The 17,830-nt window shown below is 70.7% G+C and carries 13 protein-coding genes; 9 read left to right on the forward strand and 4 right to left on the reverse strand.

Annotation, left to right across the window (positions count from 1 at the left end; all coding sequences use genetic code 11):
- Positions 1 to 337 precede the first annotated feature (337 nt).
- Both VXC91_RS32475 and VXC91_RS32480 read right to left on the reverse strand, forming a co-directional pair.
- Positions 338 to 1,159 carry a GNAT family N-acetyltransferase gene (locus VXC91_RS32475; protein WP_329510932.1) on the reverse strand — a complete coding sequence of 274 codons (822 nt, stop codon included), beginning with the start codon at positions 1,157 to 1,159 and terminating at the stop codon, positions 338 to 340.
- Between the two features lie 250 nt (positions 1,160 to 1,409).
- Entirely contained in the window at positions 1,410 to 2,213 is an 804-nt protein-coding gene (locus tag VXC91_RS32480) for an SDR family NAD(P)-dependent oxidoreductase (RefSeq protein WP_329510933.1), read from the reverse strand.
- 1,120 nt (positions 2,214 to 3,333) lie between these two features.
- On the opposite strand from VXC91_RS32480, the gene VXC91_RS32485 reads away from it, so the two are divergent.
- Complete coding sequence (locus tag VXC91_RS32485) at positions 3,334 to 4,740, forward strand: hypothetical protein (protein WP_329510934.1); 1,407 nt, start codon at positions 3,334 to 3,336, stop codon at positions 4,738 to 4,740.
- 13 nt (positions 4,741 to 4,753) lie between these two features.
- Here VXC91_RS32485 and VXC91_RS32490 read toward each other — a convergent pair whose 3' ends face one another.
- The gene (locus tag VXC91_RS32490; RefSeq protein WP_329510935.1) at positions 4,754 to 6,325 is read right to left on the reverse strand and encodes a Na+/H+ antiporter; all 1,572 of its coding nucleotides are present in this window, start codon (positions 6,323 to 6,325) and stop codon (positions 4,754 to 4,756) included.
- Positions 6,326 to 6,567: 242 nt separating this feature from the next.
- Here VXC91_RS32490 and VXC91_RS32495 point away from each other — a divergent pair, with 242 nt between their 5' ends.
- From VXC91_RS32495 to VXC91_RS32510, 4 genes are all read left to right on the forward strand, one after another.
- Positions 6,568 to 9,069, forward strand: coding sequence for a sensor histidine kinase (locus VXC91_RS32495; RefSeq protein ID WP_329510936.1), 2,502 nt, complete (start codon positions 6,568 to 6,570; stop codon positions 9,067 to 9,069).
- A gap of 79 nt (positions 9,070 to 9,148) precedes the next feature.
- Positions 9,149 to 9,577 (forward strand): hypothetical protein, encoded by a 429-nt coding sequence (locus tag VXC91_RS32500; protein ID WP_329510937.1) that lies wholly within the window; start codon positions 9,149 to 9,151, stop codon positions 9,575 to 9,577.
- 52 nt (positions 9,578 to 9,629) lie between these two features.
- Complete coding sequence (locus VXC91_RS32505; protein WP_329510938.1) at positions 9,630 to 11,111, forward strand: NAD-binding protein; 1,482 nt, start codon at positions 9,630 to 9,632, stop codon at positions 11,109 to 11,111.
- 30 nt (positions 11,112 to 11,141) lie between these two features.
- Positions 11,142 to 11,489 (forward strand): hypothetical protein, encoded by a 348-nt coding sequence (locus VXC91_RS32510; protein WP_329510939.1) that lies wholly within the window; start codon positions 11,142 to 11,144, stop codon positions 11,487 to 11,489.
- Positions 11,490 to 11,511: 22 nt separating this feature from the next.
- On the opposite strand, the gene VXC91_RS32515 is transcribed toward VXC91_RS32510, so the two are convergent.
- Entirely contained in the window at positions 11,512 to 12,069 is a 558-nt protein-coding gene (locus VXC91_RS32515) for a hypothetical protein (RefSeq protein WP_329510940.1), read from the reverse strand.
- A 266-nt stretch (positions 12,070 to 12,335) separates the two neighbouring features.
- Here VXC91_RS32515 and VXC91_RS32520 point away from each other — a divergent pair, with 266 nt between their 5' ends.
- The 4 genes from VXC91_RS32520 to kdpB all read left to right on the forward strand — a co-directional run.
- Positions 12,336 to 14,246 carry an APC family permease gene (locus VXC91_RS32520; protein WP_329510941.1) on the forward strand — a complete coding sequence of 637 codons (1,911 nt, stop codon included), beginning with the start codon at positions 12,336 to 12,338 and terminating at the stop codon, positions 14,244 to 14,246.
- 121 nt (positions 14,247 to 14,367) lie between these two features.
- The gene (gene kdpF, locus VXC91_RS32525; protein ID WP_016434100.1) at positions 14,368 to 14,457 is read left to right on the forward strand and encodes a K(+)-transporting ATPase subunit F; all 90 of its coding nucleotides are present in this window, start codon (positions 14,368 to 14,370) and stop codon (positions 14,455 to 14,457) included.
- Positions 14,458 to 14,465: 8 nt separating this feature from the next.
- The gene (gene kdpA / locus VXC91_RS32530) at positions 14,466 to 16,130 is read left to right on the forward strand and encodes a potassium-transporting ATPase subunit KdpA (protein WP_329510942.1); all 1,665 of its coding nucleotides are present in this window, start codon (positions 14,466 to 14,468) and stop codon (positions 16,128 to 16,130) included.
- A partial coding sequence (kdpB, locus tag VXC91_RS32535) for a potassium-transporting ATPase subunit KdpB (RefSeq protein WP_329510943.1) occupies positions 16,127 to 17,830 on the forward strand: 1,704 nt, incomplete at its 3' end. The genes kdpA and kdpB, both read left to right, overlap by 4 nt.

The raw sequence follows: 17,830 nt of genomic DNA on the forward strand, positions 1-17,830 counted from the left end.
TTCGCAGGTGGTGGGTGTTCGGTGGTGGCCATCGGCGCGCTCTCCTGTGTACGGCTCGGTGCAGGTATCGGCCATCACACGGACGGCCGCACCAGCGTATGCAGAGAGTGACGCGCGGGCCCACGGATGGAGGGACCGGTCGCGTCAAGCTTCCGTTAAGAACGGTGGCGCCGTCATCAATGTCGCATCAAACCGGAATCAATAGAGCATCAAAAGGCCAGGAACCCGGCCGGCAAGGGTGTGGGGCCCGTGAGGACGGCCGATCGGCCGGAGGTGAATACACAGCGTCACGCCGCCCGGGGTGGCCCGCCTCCGGTGGGGGAAGCGGGCGGTCCCGTCAGAGAGCCTTCCGCGCGGCTGCCGTCTCCCCGGACGGGCGGCTCTCCGCTGTGCGGCGACTGTGCCAGGTGGGGCTTCCGGCCGCGTGGTGCACGTACTCGCGCACCAGCCGGAAGCCGGCGGTCCAGGCCAGCAGCCGGCTCGCGCGGTTGAGCGCGGAGCAGTTCCAGCTGGGCTGGTGACCGCGCGCGGTGATGTCCGCGCACAGCGCGGTGACACAGGCCAGGCCGAGGTGGTGGCGGCGGTGGTCGGGGCGGGTGAAGACGGACACGTCCTCGTAGCGGGTACCGCGGAAGTGCGTACAGGCGACGGCCAGCAGCTCGCCGCCGCGGTCCACCGCGGCCCGGCCGTGACCGGAGGAGGCCAGTCCCGCCGGGCCGCCCCAGGTGCCATGGATCCACGCCGCGTCGGGGTCGAGGGCGGCCATGAGGTGGGCGTCGCGGGGCTCGAGACGCCGTATGGTCACACCGCGCGGGGTGGGGGAGGGATGCGGTTCGGCCTGCAGGGTCCAGACCATGCGCTCCCACGGCGTGAGACGGTCGAAGGCCGACCGCAGAGCGGGCAGGAACCGGACCGGGGCGTCGATGTAGTGGTGCGCCAGGGGTGCCAGGGCCTCGGGGGTGAGTGTGTCCGGGGCTCCGCGGAGCACGGCGTATCCCGCGCAGGACACGGCCAGCGCATGGGGCTGGTCCGGCCTGTCGGCCCACCAGTGCCCGATGCCGGTGCCCAGTACGTGTTCCCCGACGACGGCCGGGCCCGGGGCGCCGGCGGGCAACCAGCGGGTGAGCGCGGGAAGTCGGTCGGGTGCGAGTTCGATCATCGATGCCTCCACGTCGGGACGGTGAAGACGCTTCGACGGTGAGCAAGCCTTGACGGCGAAGACGCTTCGACGGTGAAAGGGGACGAAAGAAGCGGGGTGAGCGCCCGTCGGCGGAACGCTCACCCCGCCCTCCGGCCGGCGTCAGCCCTGGCCGGCCTTGTTGCCGTGGTTCGCCTTCTTCTTGCGACGGGCCTTCTTCTTCCGGGCTCGCCTGGACATGTGCGTCAACTCCTGTTCTCTGATGTGTTGTTCAAGCAGAGCGGCCGACCAGAAGGTCCGCCAGCTTGGTGAGGCGCTTGACCGTGCGCTCCTCCAAGGCGGCCGGTGCCGGGTCGACACGCTCGGCGCGGTCGTAGTACGCGCCGTTGACGATCTCCACCGCCGGGTCGCACAGCCGGACCACGTGCACGGCGCCCTCGGCGGGTGCGGCACCCTCGAGCGCGTAGAGCGGCAGGAGCGCGGTGTCGCAGATGCCCGGGTGCACGGAGACCGCGGCGACGCGCGGGTCGGCCGCGAAGACGGTGAGCGCGAGCTGGGACTGGGCGTAGGCGGCCAGCCGTGAGTAGCGGCGGGCCCGGTTCGGGTCGGACCACTGGATCGACGCCGTGCGGTGCAGGGTGGACGAGACGTTGACGACACGGCCGCCCGGATCGCTGGTGAGCGCGGGCTCCAGCAGGCAGGTCAGCAGATAGTGCGCCAGGAAGTTGACCTGGAAGGCGATCTCGTTGCCGTCCGGGGTGACGGTGTGGCGTTCCGGTGCCGCCATACCGGCGTTGTTCACCAGCACGTCCAGGTGCGGGTGTTCGCGCACGACGCGCTCCGCCAGGGCCTCGACCTCCTCAAGGCGTGCGAAGTCGGCGGCGTAGGGGTGCAGTTGGGCCTCGCCGATGCCGGCCGTGGCGACGAGACGGTCGACGGCCGCTCGCGTCTCCTCGGCGGTGCGTCCGTGCAGCAGCACGGTGGCGCCGCGCTCTGCGAGCAGGCGTGTGGTTTCCAGGCCGATGCCGGAGGTGGCTCCGGTGACGAGGACGGTACGGGACGACAGGTCGGACATGGTCCATCCAGGGATGCGGGCACGCCGGCTCGGCCCGTGCGGGCGGCCGGTGATGTGCGGATACGAGAAGGGGCGCCGGACATGGGTCACGGCGCCCCAAGGGCTACGGAAGACGCGTCGGCGTCAGAAGGCGGACGCGGGCGATTCCGGGCAGCGAGGCGCACGACGGGTCGCGCCGGGACTCGGCGGCCGGTCGAAAAGGAGCCATGCGCTGTTCACGCGTCCATCCAAATGGCTCCCCAGACCCGGGACAAGCCCGACACGGGTTCTCATACGCCACTCTGACGTGCCTGTACGCGTTCTTGGCGGGGCCGACCGGCCCAGGACGAAGGGCGGCTCAGCCGAGGCCGGGCACCGCCGAGGTCAGCATGTCGATCAGCTTGATGCCGACGAAGGGCAGGACCAGCCCACCGAGCCCCCGGGCCGGCGATCCTGCTGCGCTCTGGGCGGAGCGGGAGGTCGAGGGCCTGCTGAGGAGCGGCGGGAAGCATGGACACCTTCGTGCCTCGGTGGGAACCGGTGTCCACGCACCGAGGCACGCGGACGTACCGTTCGGGCCGACAGAAACGGGCTGGTCGCTGGGCCGTGCGGTGCCGGGGCCCCGGCACCGCACGGGTGCGCGCGCAGGCCGGACATGGGACGACGGGGCACCGCGCGCTCGGCCGTCCCGAGGCGTCTCGGAATGGAGCTTCCGAAAGAGAGGCGTCATGCCAGTGACGTCCGCGGCCTCTTGGCCGGCCGACTGGAGACTCTAGCAACGTCCGGCGCCTGAACTTCCCAGCTCACCATGGAATTTGCGGCTCTCATACGCGGCATGCGCGGAGCGCGTAAAGGTCCCGTCAATCCGGCCTGAGAACGCATCAGGGGCGCGTCAACGCAGACCGCGCGTGGCCGGAAACGGTCGCAGACTGAGCGGCAACGGGGGACGGGCGACCGTCCGTGGTCCGACGTTGGAGGGACCGTGACGATCACGGCCGGCACAACGCGCGCCCCGAAAGGGGTGGGCGCGCCACCACGGCAACCGGCGGTCGTCCCGTCCGAGGGGGGCAACGGCTCGCGGCCACGAGGGGGGCCGCGGCCGGGCGGGCGGAGGCGTCACCTCCGCCGCGAGACCGTGGCCGTGCGGGCCGCTCTGCGCCGCCGCTGCTGGGCCACCCTGCCCGCGCGTCTGCGCTTCCTGCGCGCGGTCACGGTCTCGCTCGCCGCCGCCCTGGCCCTGCTTCTCCTGCTGGCCGGCCAGGCCACCACCGGGACCTGGGACGCCGTCGCCCACCGCGACGCGCCCCGTACCACCAGCGCCGCCGACCTGAACCTCGCCCTGAACGACATGGACGCCCAGGCCGCCAACATCCTGCTGTCCAGCGGGAACGCGGGCCAAGGGCGCCTGGTGACGCCATACGAAAAGGCGGTCGGCTTCTACGGGGCCGCCCGCCGCGAGATCGGCCACGACCTGCGCTCCCTGGCCGTCGCCGCAGAGGGCGATCGGGCCGACGAGCGGACCGTCGAGTCGCTGACCGACGACTTCGCCGAGTACCAGGAGCTCCTCGGCCGCGCACTGGAGAACGACGGGCGCAGCGGCAGCAAGGCGGCCGCACTGGCCGACTACCGCACGGCGACGGATCTGCTCCAGGGGCACCTGCTGCCTGATGCACGGCGGCTGGTGGAGTCCAACGACACGGCGTTCGACGGCCAGTACGCCCGGGCCCGCTCGAACCTTTCCACGCAGCTCATCGCCGCGCTGGTCCTCGGCGCGCTGCTGCTCGCCGTGCTGGGCGTTCTCCAGTGGTGTCTGGCCCGCCGTTTCCACCGGATCCTCAACCCCGGTGTGCTCGCTGCAACTGCCTGCACCCTGGTGGCGGTGGTCCTCGGAGCGCAGATGCTCTCCGCCTCCGCCGGACATCTGCGGGTCGCCCGCCGTGACGCCTTCGACTCCGTCGTCGCCCTCTCCCGGGCCCGCGCCATCGCCTACGACGCCAACGCCGACGAGAGCCGCTATCTGCTCGATCCCGAGCGCCGCGACCGGTACGCGCGCTCGTTCCTCGCCAAGTCCCAGCAGCTGTACGGCATCAAGGGCGCCACTTTGGCGACGTACGACGCCGGGCTCGCCGCCACCCGGCAGGCCTACCACACCGACCGTGACGACCTGCGCTTCACCGGCGAGTTCCGGCGCGAACTCGACAACATCACCTTCTCCGGCGAACGGGCCGCGGCCGAGAAGACCGTGGACGCCTACGCCGTCTACCAGCGCGACGACCGCACGATCCGCGCCCTGCTCGCGGCCGGCAAGCAGCACGAAGCAGCGGAATTCTGCATGGGCTGGGAGCCCGGCACGTCCCACGCGCACTTCGGGGAGTGGATGGCCGCGCTGGACAAGGTCACGGACATCAACCGAGCCCACTTCACGACCTCGGTGCGGGAAGGACGCTCGGCCGTGGGCACCATGCTGCCGTGGGCGGGGGGTCTGCTGATCGCCGCGGCCGCCCTCACCGCCCTCGGACTGCGGCCCCGGCTCGCCGAGTTCCGCTGAGCCCTCCCCGCTCTCACGCGTCCGCCAGCCTGGCCTCTTCCAGGTCCAGGGAGCGCTGGAGGCGCCTGCGGGTCGTGTCGCTGATCGCGTGCTCGTCGTACAGACGCTGGAGTTCCGCCCCCTCGACCGCGATCAGGTCGCGGCGCAGCTGGCGGTAGACGAGGTCGGCGGATTCCGCGGGCATCCCGCCGTTGGTGTCCGCGAGACGGTCGCGGGCGTCCTCGAGCCGGGCGTTCAGCCCCCGGCGGAGCCGGTCGATGACGACGTCCGGCGCGGCCTCCAGCTCGGCCAGCTCGTCCAGGCGCCGGATCCCGGCCCCGGCCAGGCTGCACCGGGCCGCGGCCTCCTCGCGCTCCGTGTGGTCGGGTTCCAGCGCGATGCCCGAGCGCCGGACGACCGGGGCCAGGGTGAAGCCCTGGACGACGAGGGTGACGACCACGACCGATGTCGTCAGGACGAGCACGAGGGGCCGCTGCGTGAGCGCGGCGCCGTGTGCCGTGGTCACGGGAATCGACAGGGCCGCCGCCAAGGGGACGACCCCGCGGGTGCCCGCCCAGGTCAGGACCATCGGCACGCGCCAGTTCATGCGCTGGATCCCGCCCTTGCGCTGCACGACCGCGGACAGGGGCGCCAGCCACAACAGGCGCACGGCGATCAGCGTTCCCGCGACGGCCAGGGCGTACAGCGGCCAGGCCCGGTCGCCGTCGGACAGCGCCCGCACCTGTGCGGGCAGGGCCAGGCCTATGAGGCTGAACACGACGCTCTCGAGCAGGAACACCACCGTGCCGTACACCGCGTGCAACTGGAGCCTGATGCGGGCGTTGGTGAGCCGGTCGCCCCGCCCGCCGAGGACCACGCCGGCCACCACGACGGACGTGACGCCGGAGGTGTGTGCGGCCTCCGCGAGGACGTAGGCGGCGTACGGCGTGACCAGGGCGATCACTGTTTCCAGGACCGGGTCCTCGGTACGCCGCCGGATGAGGGTGACCACTCCGGCCAGTGCGGCACCGATCAGCGTTCCACCGCCGGCCAGCACCATGAACTCGCCGCCCGCCGAACCCCAGTCGGCGGCCGCGGACGCCACGGCGACGCCCACCGCCACCCGAAACAGCACCAGTGAGGTCGCGTCGTTGAAGAGGCTCTCCGCCTGGACCAGCACCTGGACCTTGGGCGGCAGCGCGAGCCGGCGGCCGAGGGCCGTGACCGCCACCGGATCGGTGCTCGCCAGCACGGCACCCAGCACGAGGGCCATCTGCCACGGCAAGGGCGTCACCAGCGACGCCACCGCCGCGACCGCGGCCGCCGACGCCAGGACAAGACCGACGGCCAGTACCCCCACCGGCTTCCACACCGCGCGCAGTTCGCGCCAGTACATCTCCTCGGCGCTCGCGTACAGCAGGGGCGGCAGCACGACGAGCCCGATGACCTCGGGGCTGATCTGGATCTCCGGGGTGCCCGGCAGCAGCGCGACGGCGAGGCCCGCGACCACGAGCAGTGAGGGCGCGGGGATACGCCACCGTCGGGCGAAGGTCGCCACGACGGTGGCCAGTATGACGAGTGACAGAACCGTCCCTACGCTGCGCATGCCGTCCCCTGGGCTCGAAGGAGCCACCTTGGCTCCCCGCCGACCAGACTTCCCGGCACACCGCCCTCACCCTATCGGTCCAGGACGCGTCAAGACAGTGTCAAGGTCCACGTGAGCGACGCCAAGGATCCGCTAACGGCTGTGCCGACGGGCTCGGAAAAGGGCTTCCGTGGGATCAGTGAGTGCGAAGTGACCCGTCCCCCCGTGGGAGTTGAGCCAATGAGCGGAGCGCCTCGGCTGCGATGAATGACGTACGGCCCGGACGACTCAAGGTGTACCTCGGTGCCGCACCGGGAGTCGGCAAGACTTACCGGATGCTCGACGAGGGGCGGCGTCGGGCCGCCCGGGGCGCAGACGTAGTGGTCGGGTTCGCGGAATGCCACGGTCGTCAGCAGACCGAGAAGATGCTGGAGGGGCTGGAGATCGTGCCCCGCGCGCGGTGCGAGTACCGCGAGGGCGTGTTCCCCGAGATGGACCTGGACGCGGTGCTGGAACGCCGGCCCGATGTGGCCCTGGTCGATGAACTCGCGCATACGAACGTGCCCGGCGGGGGGCGCAACCCCAAGCGCTGGCAGGACATCGAACGGCTGCTTGTGGCCGGAATCGATGTCATCACCGCCGTCAACGTCCAGCACCTGGAGTCCCTGAAGGACGTCGTCGAGAAGATCACCGGGGTGCCGCAGCACGAGACGGTGCCCGACGAGGTCGTACGGCGCGCCCATCAGATCGAACTGGTGGACATGCCCCCGGAGGGACTGCGCCGCCGCATGGCACACGGCAACATCTACGCACCGGAGAAGATCGACGCCGCCCTCGCCAAATACTTCCGGACCGGAAACCTGACCGCGTTGCGTCAGCTGGCGTTGCTGTGGGTGGCCGACCGGGTGGACGAGGCGCTGCACACGTACCGGGCCGAACACGCCATAGGCAGGGTGTGGGAGACCCGTGAGCGCGTGGTCGTCGCCCTGACCGGCGGGCCGGAGGGCGACACCCTGATCCGTCGTGCCGCGCGGATCGCCGCCCGCTCCGCCGGAGGCGATCTGCTCGCGGTGCACGTGGCCCGCAGTGACGGGCTTGCCGCGGGCGTGTCGCACGCCTCCCTCGCCCGGCAGCGCCGGCTGGTGGAGGACCTCGGCGGCAGCTACCACTCGATCGTCGGCGACGACGTCACCACCACGCTGGTGGACTTCGCCCGCGCCGAGAACGCCACCCAGCTCGTGCTCGGCACGAGCCGCCGGGGCCGCCTGGAGCGGTTCCTCACGGGCCCGGGGACCGGAGAGAGCGTGACGGCTCTCTCCGGTGACATCGACGTCCACATGGTCACGCACGAACGCGCAGGACGAGGCACGCTGCTGCCCTCACGGCGCCGCACGCTTTCCACGGCCCGGCTGATCGCCGGACCGGTGGCCGGCCTGGTGCTGCCGGTGCTGCTCACGGTCCTCCTCGCCCAGGTGCGCGGCACCCTGAATCTCACCAGTGAGGCCCTGCTCTTCCTGCTCGCCGTGGTGGGCGTTGCGTGCATCGGCGGGGTCGCCTCGGCGGTGATCGCCTCCGTGACGGCGTCGCTGTTGCTCAACTACTGGTTCATCCCGCCCATAGGCCAGTTCACCCTGAACGATCCGAACGCACTGCTCGCCCTCGCCGTCTTCGCGGTGGTCGCCGCCGTCGTGGCCGCCGTCGTCGACCGTTCTCTGCGCCTGTCCCGGCGCTCGGCGCGCGCCGCCGCCGAAGCGGAGACCATGTCCTCGCTGGCGGGCAGCATCGTGCGCGGGGGCCAGACGATTCCCGCCCTGCTGGAGCGGACCCGGGAGACCTTCGGCATGGAGTCGGCCGAACTGGTGGACGAACCACCCGACGCCGAGGGTGTCACCGCTGTGCCGGCGGGCCCCGGCGCGTTCCTTGCGCTGCGCGGCCGCACTCTGTCGTCGTCCGAGCGGCGCGTGCTCGCCGCCTTCGCCGCGCATGTGGGATCCGCCGTCGAGCGGGCCCGGCTCGCCGAGGCCGCCGCGGAGGTCGAACCGGTCAAGGCCGCCGACCGGATGCGTACGGCGTTGCTGCGGGCCGTCGGCCACGACCTGCGCACCCCGCTCGCGGCGGGCTGGGCCGCAGTCACCTCGCTGCGCAGCCGCGACGTGGAGTTCTCGCCCGAGGACCGGGACGAGTTGCTGGCGACCGCCGACGAGTCCATGGCGAAGCTCAACCGGCTGGTGGAGAACCTTCTCGATCTGAGCCGTCTGGAGGCGGGGGTCCTCACGCTGAAACTGCGCGCCACCGCGCTGGAGGAGGTGCTGCCGACGGCGCTGGCGGACTTCTCAGCGGTCGAGGCGGGGGACCTGGAGGGCATACCGGCGCTGCTGGTGGACCCGCCCCTGTTGGAGCGGGTGATCGCCAACCTGGTCGGCAACGCCGCCCGCCACACTCCGCCCGGCTCCAAGGTGCTGGTGACCGCCAGCGCGCTGGCCGACCGGGTCGAAGTGCGGGTCGTGGACCGCGGCCCCGGCCTTCCGCCGACCGGCCGTGACCGGCTCTTCGAGCCCTTCCAACGCCTGGGAGACACCGACAACACCACGGGCCTGGGCCTTGGTCTCGCCCTCTCCAAAGGCCTGGCCGAAGCGATGAAGGGAACCCTCATCCCCGAGGACACGCCCGGCGGCGGTCTGACCATGGTGCTGTCCCTGCCCGTCGCCGAGGCGACCGGGCATGCGTATCCGCTCTTGCGGCACGGGCCCGGCGTCTCGAGGTGATCACGGACACGGACGCCGGCCATGTCGCCCGCATCCACGCCACGCCACCCTCGTCCAGTCCGCCGGATCCGCCGACATCATGGTCGACCATGTCCGCGGGGAACTGACCGAACTGCTCGGCCTGCGTGCCTGCCGTTTCGATTACGGCACGCTCCTGGGGCAGCCGCCGCGGCTGCGACAGGACCGGAGGCTGTCGGTCGACGCCCGCCGCTGGGACCTCACTGCGGACGGCAGGCCCGAGGGAGAGATCGAGCTGCGCGCCTACGGCGACGGCCACTGTCGGTGGCGCTTCATGCTCACCCCGGGTGCGGGGCCCGTGCCTCCGCTCCAGGCCCGTCTGGTGGCGGTGACGCCGGCCGACCAGACGGGGCCGGCGCTCGACACGGCGGGGCGGCGCGCGAGGGCTGACCCCGCGCGGGCGTGCCACTGCGGGCCTCCATACGGGATCTTGACGGGCAACCGCCCGTCGCTCGGAACCGTGTGCCCACGGACCTCCGTTCATAGCTGATGTGACGTCAACCATCCAGCTTGGAACGGAATTTGGTCAGCGATCCCAACACATGGTGATCTGCGGCGACGACGGGCTCGCACACCGGCTCGCCGTGGAACTCGACGCCGTCTGCGGCGAGACCGTCACTGTCGTGCTGCCCTCCGGTCGCGAGTACGGCGCGGGCGTCGCCGTACTGGACCATGACCCGCATTCGCCGGTCGAGCTGCTGGAGGCCACACACCCGGACGAGCGGACCCTTCGGGACGCCGGAGTCGAGCGAGCCGCCGCGCTCGCCCTCACCTACCGCGACGACCAGGTCAACATGACGGCCGCTCTGCTGGCCCGCACCCTGAACCCCTCCATACGGCTGGTCGTCCGTATGTTCAACAAGGAACGGGGCCGCCACCTGGAGCGCCTTCTGGACCGGGCGGCGGCACACGGCGACGATCCGGCACAGGACACGTCCACCACCGTTCTCTCCGACGCCGACACAGCCGTACCCGAACTCGTGGCGGCCGCCGCGGTCGGTCAGGGCCACACCCTGCAGGTGGAGGGAAAGGTGTTCCGCGGTGTCGTACGCCCCGCCGGCGCGCCTCAGCAACCTACCGACCTGGCCACGCTCGCCGTGCTGTCGGGTGCCCACCAGGACGACCCGGCGAGCCAGGACAGCCCCGAGACCCCCGGCGAGGACGGCACTCAACTGCTGCCGGACCATCTCACGGCGTACCACCGGCAGTTCACACACGGCCGGCTGATGCTCGAGGAGGTCACCCACCACCGCACGCCGGAGCCGGCCGCCCGCAAGCCGCGCGGTCGGCTCGCGGCCTGGCTGCGGGGACGGCTCGGGCACTTACCGTGGAAGGTCTTCCTCTCCCGCGAGGTCACCGCCGTCTTCGGCGCGCTGGCCGCGATCGTGGTGGCGCTCGCTGCGGCCACGGCACTCTTCGCGGACGAGCACCCGTGGTGGAAGAACGTGTACCTGCCGCTGCTGGACATCTTCACGATGGGCGACCCAGCCACCGACGAGTCCGTCGCCCGCCGCATTCTGCAGTTGATCGCCGGGTTCGTCGGGCTGGCCGTGCTGCCGCTCGTGGTGGCAGCGGCCGTCAACGCCACCGAGGCCTTCCGCGCCGGGTCGGCGAGTCATCCGCCCGAGGACGGGCTGCGCGGGCACATCGTGCTGGTCGGCCTGGGCAAGATCGGCACCCGGGTGCTCGCCCGGCTGCGCACCACCGACCACCAGGTCGTGGTCATCGAACGCGACCCGCGTGCGCGGGGCGTCCCGCTCGCCCGCGAACTCGGCGTACCGCTGATCATCGAGGACGCTGCCGCGCCGGGCGTCCTGGACCTCGCGCGGATCGGTCAGAGCCTGTCGCTGCTGGTCCTCACCCGTGACGACGGCGAGAACCTCGACATCGTGATGGCCGCACGGGAGACCAATCCGGCGGTGAGGGCGGTGATGCGGCTGTACGACGACGACTTCGCCGCCACCGTGCAGCGCACCCTTCGCGCCTCCTACCCCGACGCGCTGACGCGCAGCCGCAGCGTCTAGGCGCTGGCCGCGCCGTCCTTCGCCGCCGCCATGATGGGCCGCCATGTGCTGGGGGTGATGCCCGTGGAGCGCGGCTCGCTGCTGTTCACCACCGTTGACGTGGCCGGCCACCCCGAGCTGGAGCGGCGCTCCGTGCACGAGGCGTTCCGCAAGAACGAATGGAGGGTGCTGGCTGTGGGAGCCGCGGGAGCGCCGACGGAGCCGTCCCCCAAGGACACCCTCACCGGGCTCCGCCTCGACCGGCCCGGTTTCGACTGGCGCCCGCCGCAGGGGAGGGTCCTGCGGGCCGGGGACCGAGTGGTCCTGGCGACAACTCGGCGTGGTCTCGACATCCTCACGACGGGCGTTCAGCCGCATCCCGCGGGCCGCGGGGGCTGAGTCCGGCGGGGTGGCGGAGCCGTCATTCAAGACCGGACATCTTGAACACGGTCCGGGCGGTCTCGCGCTCGATCCGCTCCTGGACGCGGCGCAGCGCGGTCGACCCGCACAGCAGCGAACCGAGATCGGCGGACTTGCGCACGTCCTCGTGGACGCGGTACCAGAGGTCGGGGTTGTTCACCAGGACCTGGGGGTCCAGCTCGACCCGCTCGCCGAACGCGTCGCGCAGCACGAGCCGTTGGGAGACGCCCTCCAGACTGCGCAGCGACACCAGCATGTCGGTGCGGACCCGTTGTGTGCCCAGCAGCCCGCGCGAGGCCAGCCAGCCCTCGCCCGCGGACACCCGCCGTGGGAAGAGCACCAGGAAGAGCAGGAGCGAGAGCGCGAGCCACAGCGCGGCACGCCACCACGTCTGGTTGCCGGAGCCCCAGTCGACCAGGAGCAGCATGGCGAGGAGCAGGGCCGCGCAGCGGATCGAGCTGTGCAGGTTCCCGGTCCAGCACCGGTCGTACACCGCGTGGTCGGCTTCCTGCGCGCGCGCGCCCGCCGTGTCGTCTCGAGCGTCGTTGCGGCGTCCCATACCGCCGACGATAGGGACCGCGTGAGCCGGGGCGACGCACCTTGATACGACTCTGACGAGGCACTGGCCGTTCTTGACGCGGTCGCAGCGAAGGGCACCGGTTACCCACGTCACATGTGCGTCAAGACGCTGTCAAGGTCGGCCGGTTCGGCGCGAAGAACGCGCAAGGAGCCGTCGGTCACGGCGGGCCCGGCACACCACCATGGGTGCACCGCGCGGGTCCTTGCGCGCGCGGACGTTCATCCAGCGCGAGGGAGTACCCGCTCATGCCCCTTCTCACCGCCGAACCGGGTGCCGTCCCCGCCGGCGAGGAGCCGCCCGATACCGGCGAGCGGCACCGGCTCACGGCCGTCACGGGCCTGGCCGCACTGTCCCTGGACGCGATGGCGTCGGTGGCGTACGGACCCGAGGCGATCGTCCTTGTGCTGGCCGCCGCGGGGGCGCACGGGCTGGGGTTCACGCTCCCCGTCACCCTGGCCATCGCGGGACTGCTGGCGGTGCTCGTCGCCTCCTACCGGCAGGTGATCGCGGCCTTCCCGGACGGCGGCGGTTCGTACGCCGTCGCCAAGAGGCATCTGGGCGCGCGGACGAGCCTGGTGGCGGCCGCCTCACTGGTGCTGGACTACGTACTGAACGTCGCCGTCGCCGTCACGGCCGGTGTGGCCGCTCTGACCTCCGCCTTCCCGGTCCTGTACGGCGACCGCCTATGGCTGTGCCTCGCGGTGCTCGCGCTGATCACGGCGGTGAACCTGCGCGGCATCGTGGAGTCGGCCAAGGCGTTCATCGCGCCGACCGTCGTGTTCGTCGGATCGATCTTCGTGCTCATCCTGGTGGGGCTTTTCCGCTCCGCGCCGGTGACCACCGTCAGTGCGGCCGGGCACGCCTCGGCCCTCGCCGACAACGCCTCCACCGTGGGCGTCCTGCTTCTGCTGAAGGCCTTCGCCTCGGGCTGTGCCGCGCTGACCGGTGTCGAGGCCATCGCCAATGCCGTCCCCTCCTTCCGCCTCTCGCGCGTCAGACGCGCCCAGCGTGCGGAAGTCGCCCTCGGTGCCGTGCTCGGCGTGATGCTCATCGGCCTGTCGGTGCTGATCTCCCGCTTCCACCTCCAGCCGGTCCAGGGCGTCACCGTCCTCGCCCAGCTCGCGGACGCCTCGCTCGGCCACAACTGGGCGTTCTACGTCATCCAGTTCGCCACGATGATCCTGCTGGCGCTGTCCGCGAACACCTCCTTCGGCGGACTGCCGGTGCTGCTGAAGCTGCTGGCCCGTGACAATTACATGCCGCATGTCTTCGCCCTGAAGGCCGGCCGGCAGGTCCACCGGCACGGTGTGCTCGCCCTGGCTCTGGTCTCGGCCGCGCTGCTGGTGTTCTCGGGTGGCGACACCAACACCCTCGTGCCGCTCTTCGCCATCGGCGTCTTCGTCGGCTTCACCATCGCCCAGGTCGGCATGGTCCGGCACTGGCGCGAGGAGCGGGGACCGGCCTGGCGCGGCAAGGCACTGCTCAACGGATTCGGTGCGCTGCTCACCGGTGTCTCGACCGTCGTCGTCACCGCGAGCAAATTCGCAGACGGCGCCTGGCTCATCGTGATCACCCTACCGCTCCTGGTGCTTGCCTTCGCGGCGGTGCATCGTGCCTACACCCGGATCGGTGAGCGCCTGCGCCTGGGGCGTATCCCCGAGGCCCCGCACCGCTATCGCTCGGTCGTGATCGTGCCCGTCTCCTCGCTGTCCCGGCTGACCTCGGAGGCCCTGACGGCCGCAACCTCCCTCGGCGACGAGGTCCGTGCCGTCACCGTCTGCCATCCCGACCCCGAGGACCGTGCCCGGACGCACGCCCTGGAACGTGCGTGGGCCGAATGGGACCCCGGTGTGCCACTGGTCCGGCTCACCTGCGAGCGCCGTTCCCTCGGCCGGCCCATCGCCGCGTACGTCCGCAAGGTCAGCGTGAGCGAGCCGGCCACCCGCGTGACCGTGCTGATCCCGGAGACGGAGCCGGAGCGGCTCTCGCAGCGCCTGCTGCAGAACCAGCGGGGAGCCGTCGTGGCGCACGCGGTGCGCCGGGAGACCGACGCGGTGATCTGCAGACTGCGTAAGAGTCCCGTCAAAGGAGCGCAGAGCGCCGTAAGGAGGACGTCAACGGGAGTCGAATCCGGACAGGAAGGCTGTTTTTCTTAACCGTCCTTGTTCCAACCCGAACCTCAATCCAGGAGCTCACGATGGCCGATCTGGCCTTCGTCGTCACCACGATCGCGTGCTTCGCGCTGGTGATCTTCGTCGCCAAGGGGGTGACGAAGCTGTGACCGCCGAGAACATCGTCGGCCTGGTCGTGGCCGTCGCCCTGCTGGGCTATCTCGTCCTCGCCCTGATCTTCCCGGAGAGGTTCTGAGACACGACATGGGTCCCGTACTTGCAGGCGTGCTTCAGCTGCTCGCCCTGATCGCCGCTCTGGCGCTCTGCTACGTCCCCCTCGGCAACTACATGGCCAAGGTCTACTCCTCCGACAAGCACTGGCGCGTCGAGAAGTGGATCTACAAGGGCATCGGTGCCAACCCCGACACGGAGATGCGCTGGCCCGCGTACCTGCGCGGTGTGCTCGCCTTCTCCGCGGCCGGCATTCTCTTCCTCTACCTGCTGCAGCGGCTCCAGGGCGTCCTGCCCGGCTCGCTCGGCTTCCAGGCCGTCGACCCGGACCAGGCGTTCAACACCGCCGTGTCCTTCGTGACCAACACGAACTGGCAGTCGTACTACGGCGAGCAGGCCATGGGCCACGTCGTGCAGACCGCCGGCCTGGCCGTGCAGAACTTCGTCTCCGCGGCGGTCGGCATCGCCGTCGCCGTGGCCCTGGTGCGCGGCTTCGCGCGCTCGCGCACCGGTGACCTGGGCAACTTCTGGGCCGACCTGGTGCGCGGCACGATCCGCATCCTGGTGCCGCTGGCCGCGATCGCCGCCGTCGTCCTGGTCGCCCTCGGTGCCATCCAGAACTTCTCCGGCATCCATGAGGTCGGCCAGTTCATGGGCGGCTCCCAGCAGTGGAACGGCGGCGCGGTCGCCTCGCAGGAGGCCATCAAGGAGCTGGGCACCAACGGCGGTGGTTACTTCAACGCCAACTCGGCCCACCCCTTCGAGAACCCGACACCCTTCAGCAACCTCTTCGAGATCTTCCTGCTGCTGGTCATCCCGTTCTCGCTGACCCGCACGTTCGGTGTGTTGGTCGGCTCGGTGAAGCAGGGCTACGCGATCCTCGCCACGATGGGCACCATCTGGGTCGGCTTCGTCGCCCTGATGATGTGGACCGAGTTCGCCCACCACGGCCCGGCCTTCCAGATCGCCGGCGGGGCGTACGAGGGCAAGGAGAACCGCTTCGGTGTCGGCGCCTCGTCGATCTTCGCGGTGTCGACTACTCTCACCTCGACCGGTGCGGTGGACTCGTTCCACTCCTCCTTCACCGGCCTCGGCGGCGGCATCACCATGCTCAGCATGATGCTGGGCGAGATCGCCCCCGGTGGTACGGGCTCCGGTCTGTACGGCATCCTGATCCTGGCGATCATCGCGGTGTTCATCGCCGGTCTGATGGTCGGCCGTACTCCCGAGTACCTGGGCAAGAAGATCGGCTCGCGCGAGATCAAGCTCGCAGCCATATACATCCTGATCACCCCGGCGCTGGTATTGGTGTTCACCGCGTTCGCGATGGCCCTGCCGACGCCCGGCAACTCGATGACCAACAGCGGGGCGCACGGGTTCTCCGAGATCCTCTACGCCTACACGTCCGCCTCCAACAACAACGGCTCGGCCTTCGCCGGTCTGAACGCGGACACCCAGTGGTTCAACACCACCCTGGGCCTGGCGATGCTGTTCGGTCGTTTCCTGCCGATGGTGTTCGTCCTGGCGCTGGCCGGCTCGCTGGCCGAGCAGAAGCCGGTCCCGGTCACCGCGGGCACCCTGCGCACCGAGAAGCCGCTGTTCACCGGCCTGCTGGTGGGCGCGATCCTGATCATCACCGGTCTGACGTACTTCCCGGCGCTGGCGCTGGGTCCGCTGGCCGAGGGGCTGGCGTCATGACCACTCGCACAGAGAAGCAAGAGGACTCGATGTCCACAGCCACTCCGACCCGGGCGCCGCACAGCGACGTACCCACCGGGCACAAGACCGCCGAGGGTCGTGTCGGCGCGGGCCTTTTCGACCCGAAGCAGCTGATCAAGTCGCTGCCGGACGCCTTCCGCAAGCTCGACCCGCGGGTGATGATCAAGTCCCCCGTGATGTTCGTGGTGTGGGTCGGCTCCATCCTGACCACGGTGTTCTCCTTCAAGGACCCGGGCGACTGGTTCGGCTGGGCGATCAGCGCCTGGCTGTGGCTGACGGTCATCTTCGCCAACCTCGCGGAGGCCGTCGCAGAGGGCCGTGGCAAGGCGCAGGCCGACACCCTGCGCAAGGCCAAGACGGACACGGTGGCGCGTCGGCTGCTGCAGGACGGCAGGACCGAGGAGCGGGTGCCCGGCACCGATCTGAAGATCGGTGACCTGGTCGTCTGCGAGGCCGGCGACGTCATCCCCGGTGACGGCGACGTCATCGAGGGCGTCGCATCCGTCGACGAGTCGGCTATCACCGGTGAGTCGGCGCCTGTCATCCGTGAGTCCGGCGGTGACCGGTCCGCGGTGACCGGCGGTACGAAGGTGCTGTCCGACCGCATCGTCATCAAGATCACGACGAAGCCGGGCGAGACCTTCATCGACCGGATGATCAGCCTCGTGGAGGGCGCGGCCCGGCAGAAGACGCCGAACGAGATCGCGCTGAACATCCTGCTGGCGTCGCTGACGATCGTCTTCCTCCTTGCGTGTGCCACGCTGCCCCCGTTCGCCAACTACGCGGGCACGCACCTGACGATGGTCGTGCTGGTGGCCCTGCTGGTCTGTCTGATCCCGACCACGATCGGCGCGCTGCTGTCGGCGATCGGTATCGCGGGCATGGACCGCCTGGTCCAGCGCAATGTCCTTGCGATGTCCGGTCGTGCGGTCGAGGCCGCCGGCGACGTCTCCACGCTGCTGCTCGACAAGACCGGCACCATCACGCTCGGCAACCGCCAGGCCGCCGAGTTCCTCCCCGTCAGCGGCACCACCGAGGCCGAGGTCGCGGACGCCGCTCAGCTGTCGTCGCTGGCCGACGAGACCCCCGAGGGCCGCTCCATCGTCGTCCTGGCGAAGGAGAAGTACGGTCTGCGCGAGCGTCACCAGGGCGAGCTGGCGCACGCCGAGTGGATCGCCTTCACCGCCCAGACCCGTATGTCGGGTGTGGACGTCGACGGCAAGAAGATCCGCAAGGGTGCGTCCGGTTCGGTCATCGCCTGGGTGCAGGAGCAGGGCGGCACGGTCGCCCAGGACGCGGACGCGATCGCCAACCGCATCTCCGAGGCGGGCGGCACCCCGCTGCTGGTCGCCGTCAGGGACGATCAGGGCGCCCGGGTGCTCGGTGTCATCCACCTCAAGGACGTCGTCAAGGACGGCATGCGGGAGCGGTTCGACGAGCTGCGCCGCATGGGCATCAAGACCGTCATGATCACGGGTGACAACCCGCTGACGGCCAAGGCGATCGCCGAGGAGGCGGGCGTCGACGACTTCCTCGCGGAGGCCACTCCCGAGGACAAGATGGCCCTGATCAAGCGAGAGCAGGCGGGCGGCAAGCTCGTCGCGATGACCGGTGACGGCACCAACGACGCGCCGGCCCTGGCGCAGGCGGACGTCGGCGTGGCGATGAACACGGGTACG

The sequence above is a fragment of the Streptomyces chiangmaiensis genome, assembly GCF_036281785.1.
Lineage (GTDB): Bacteria > Actinomycetota > Actinomycetes > Streptomycetales > Streptomycetaceae > Streptomyces > Streptomyces chiangmaiensis.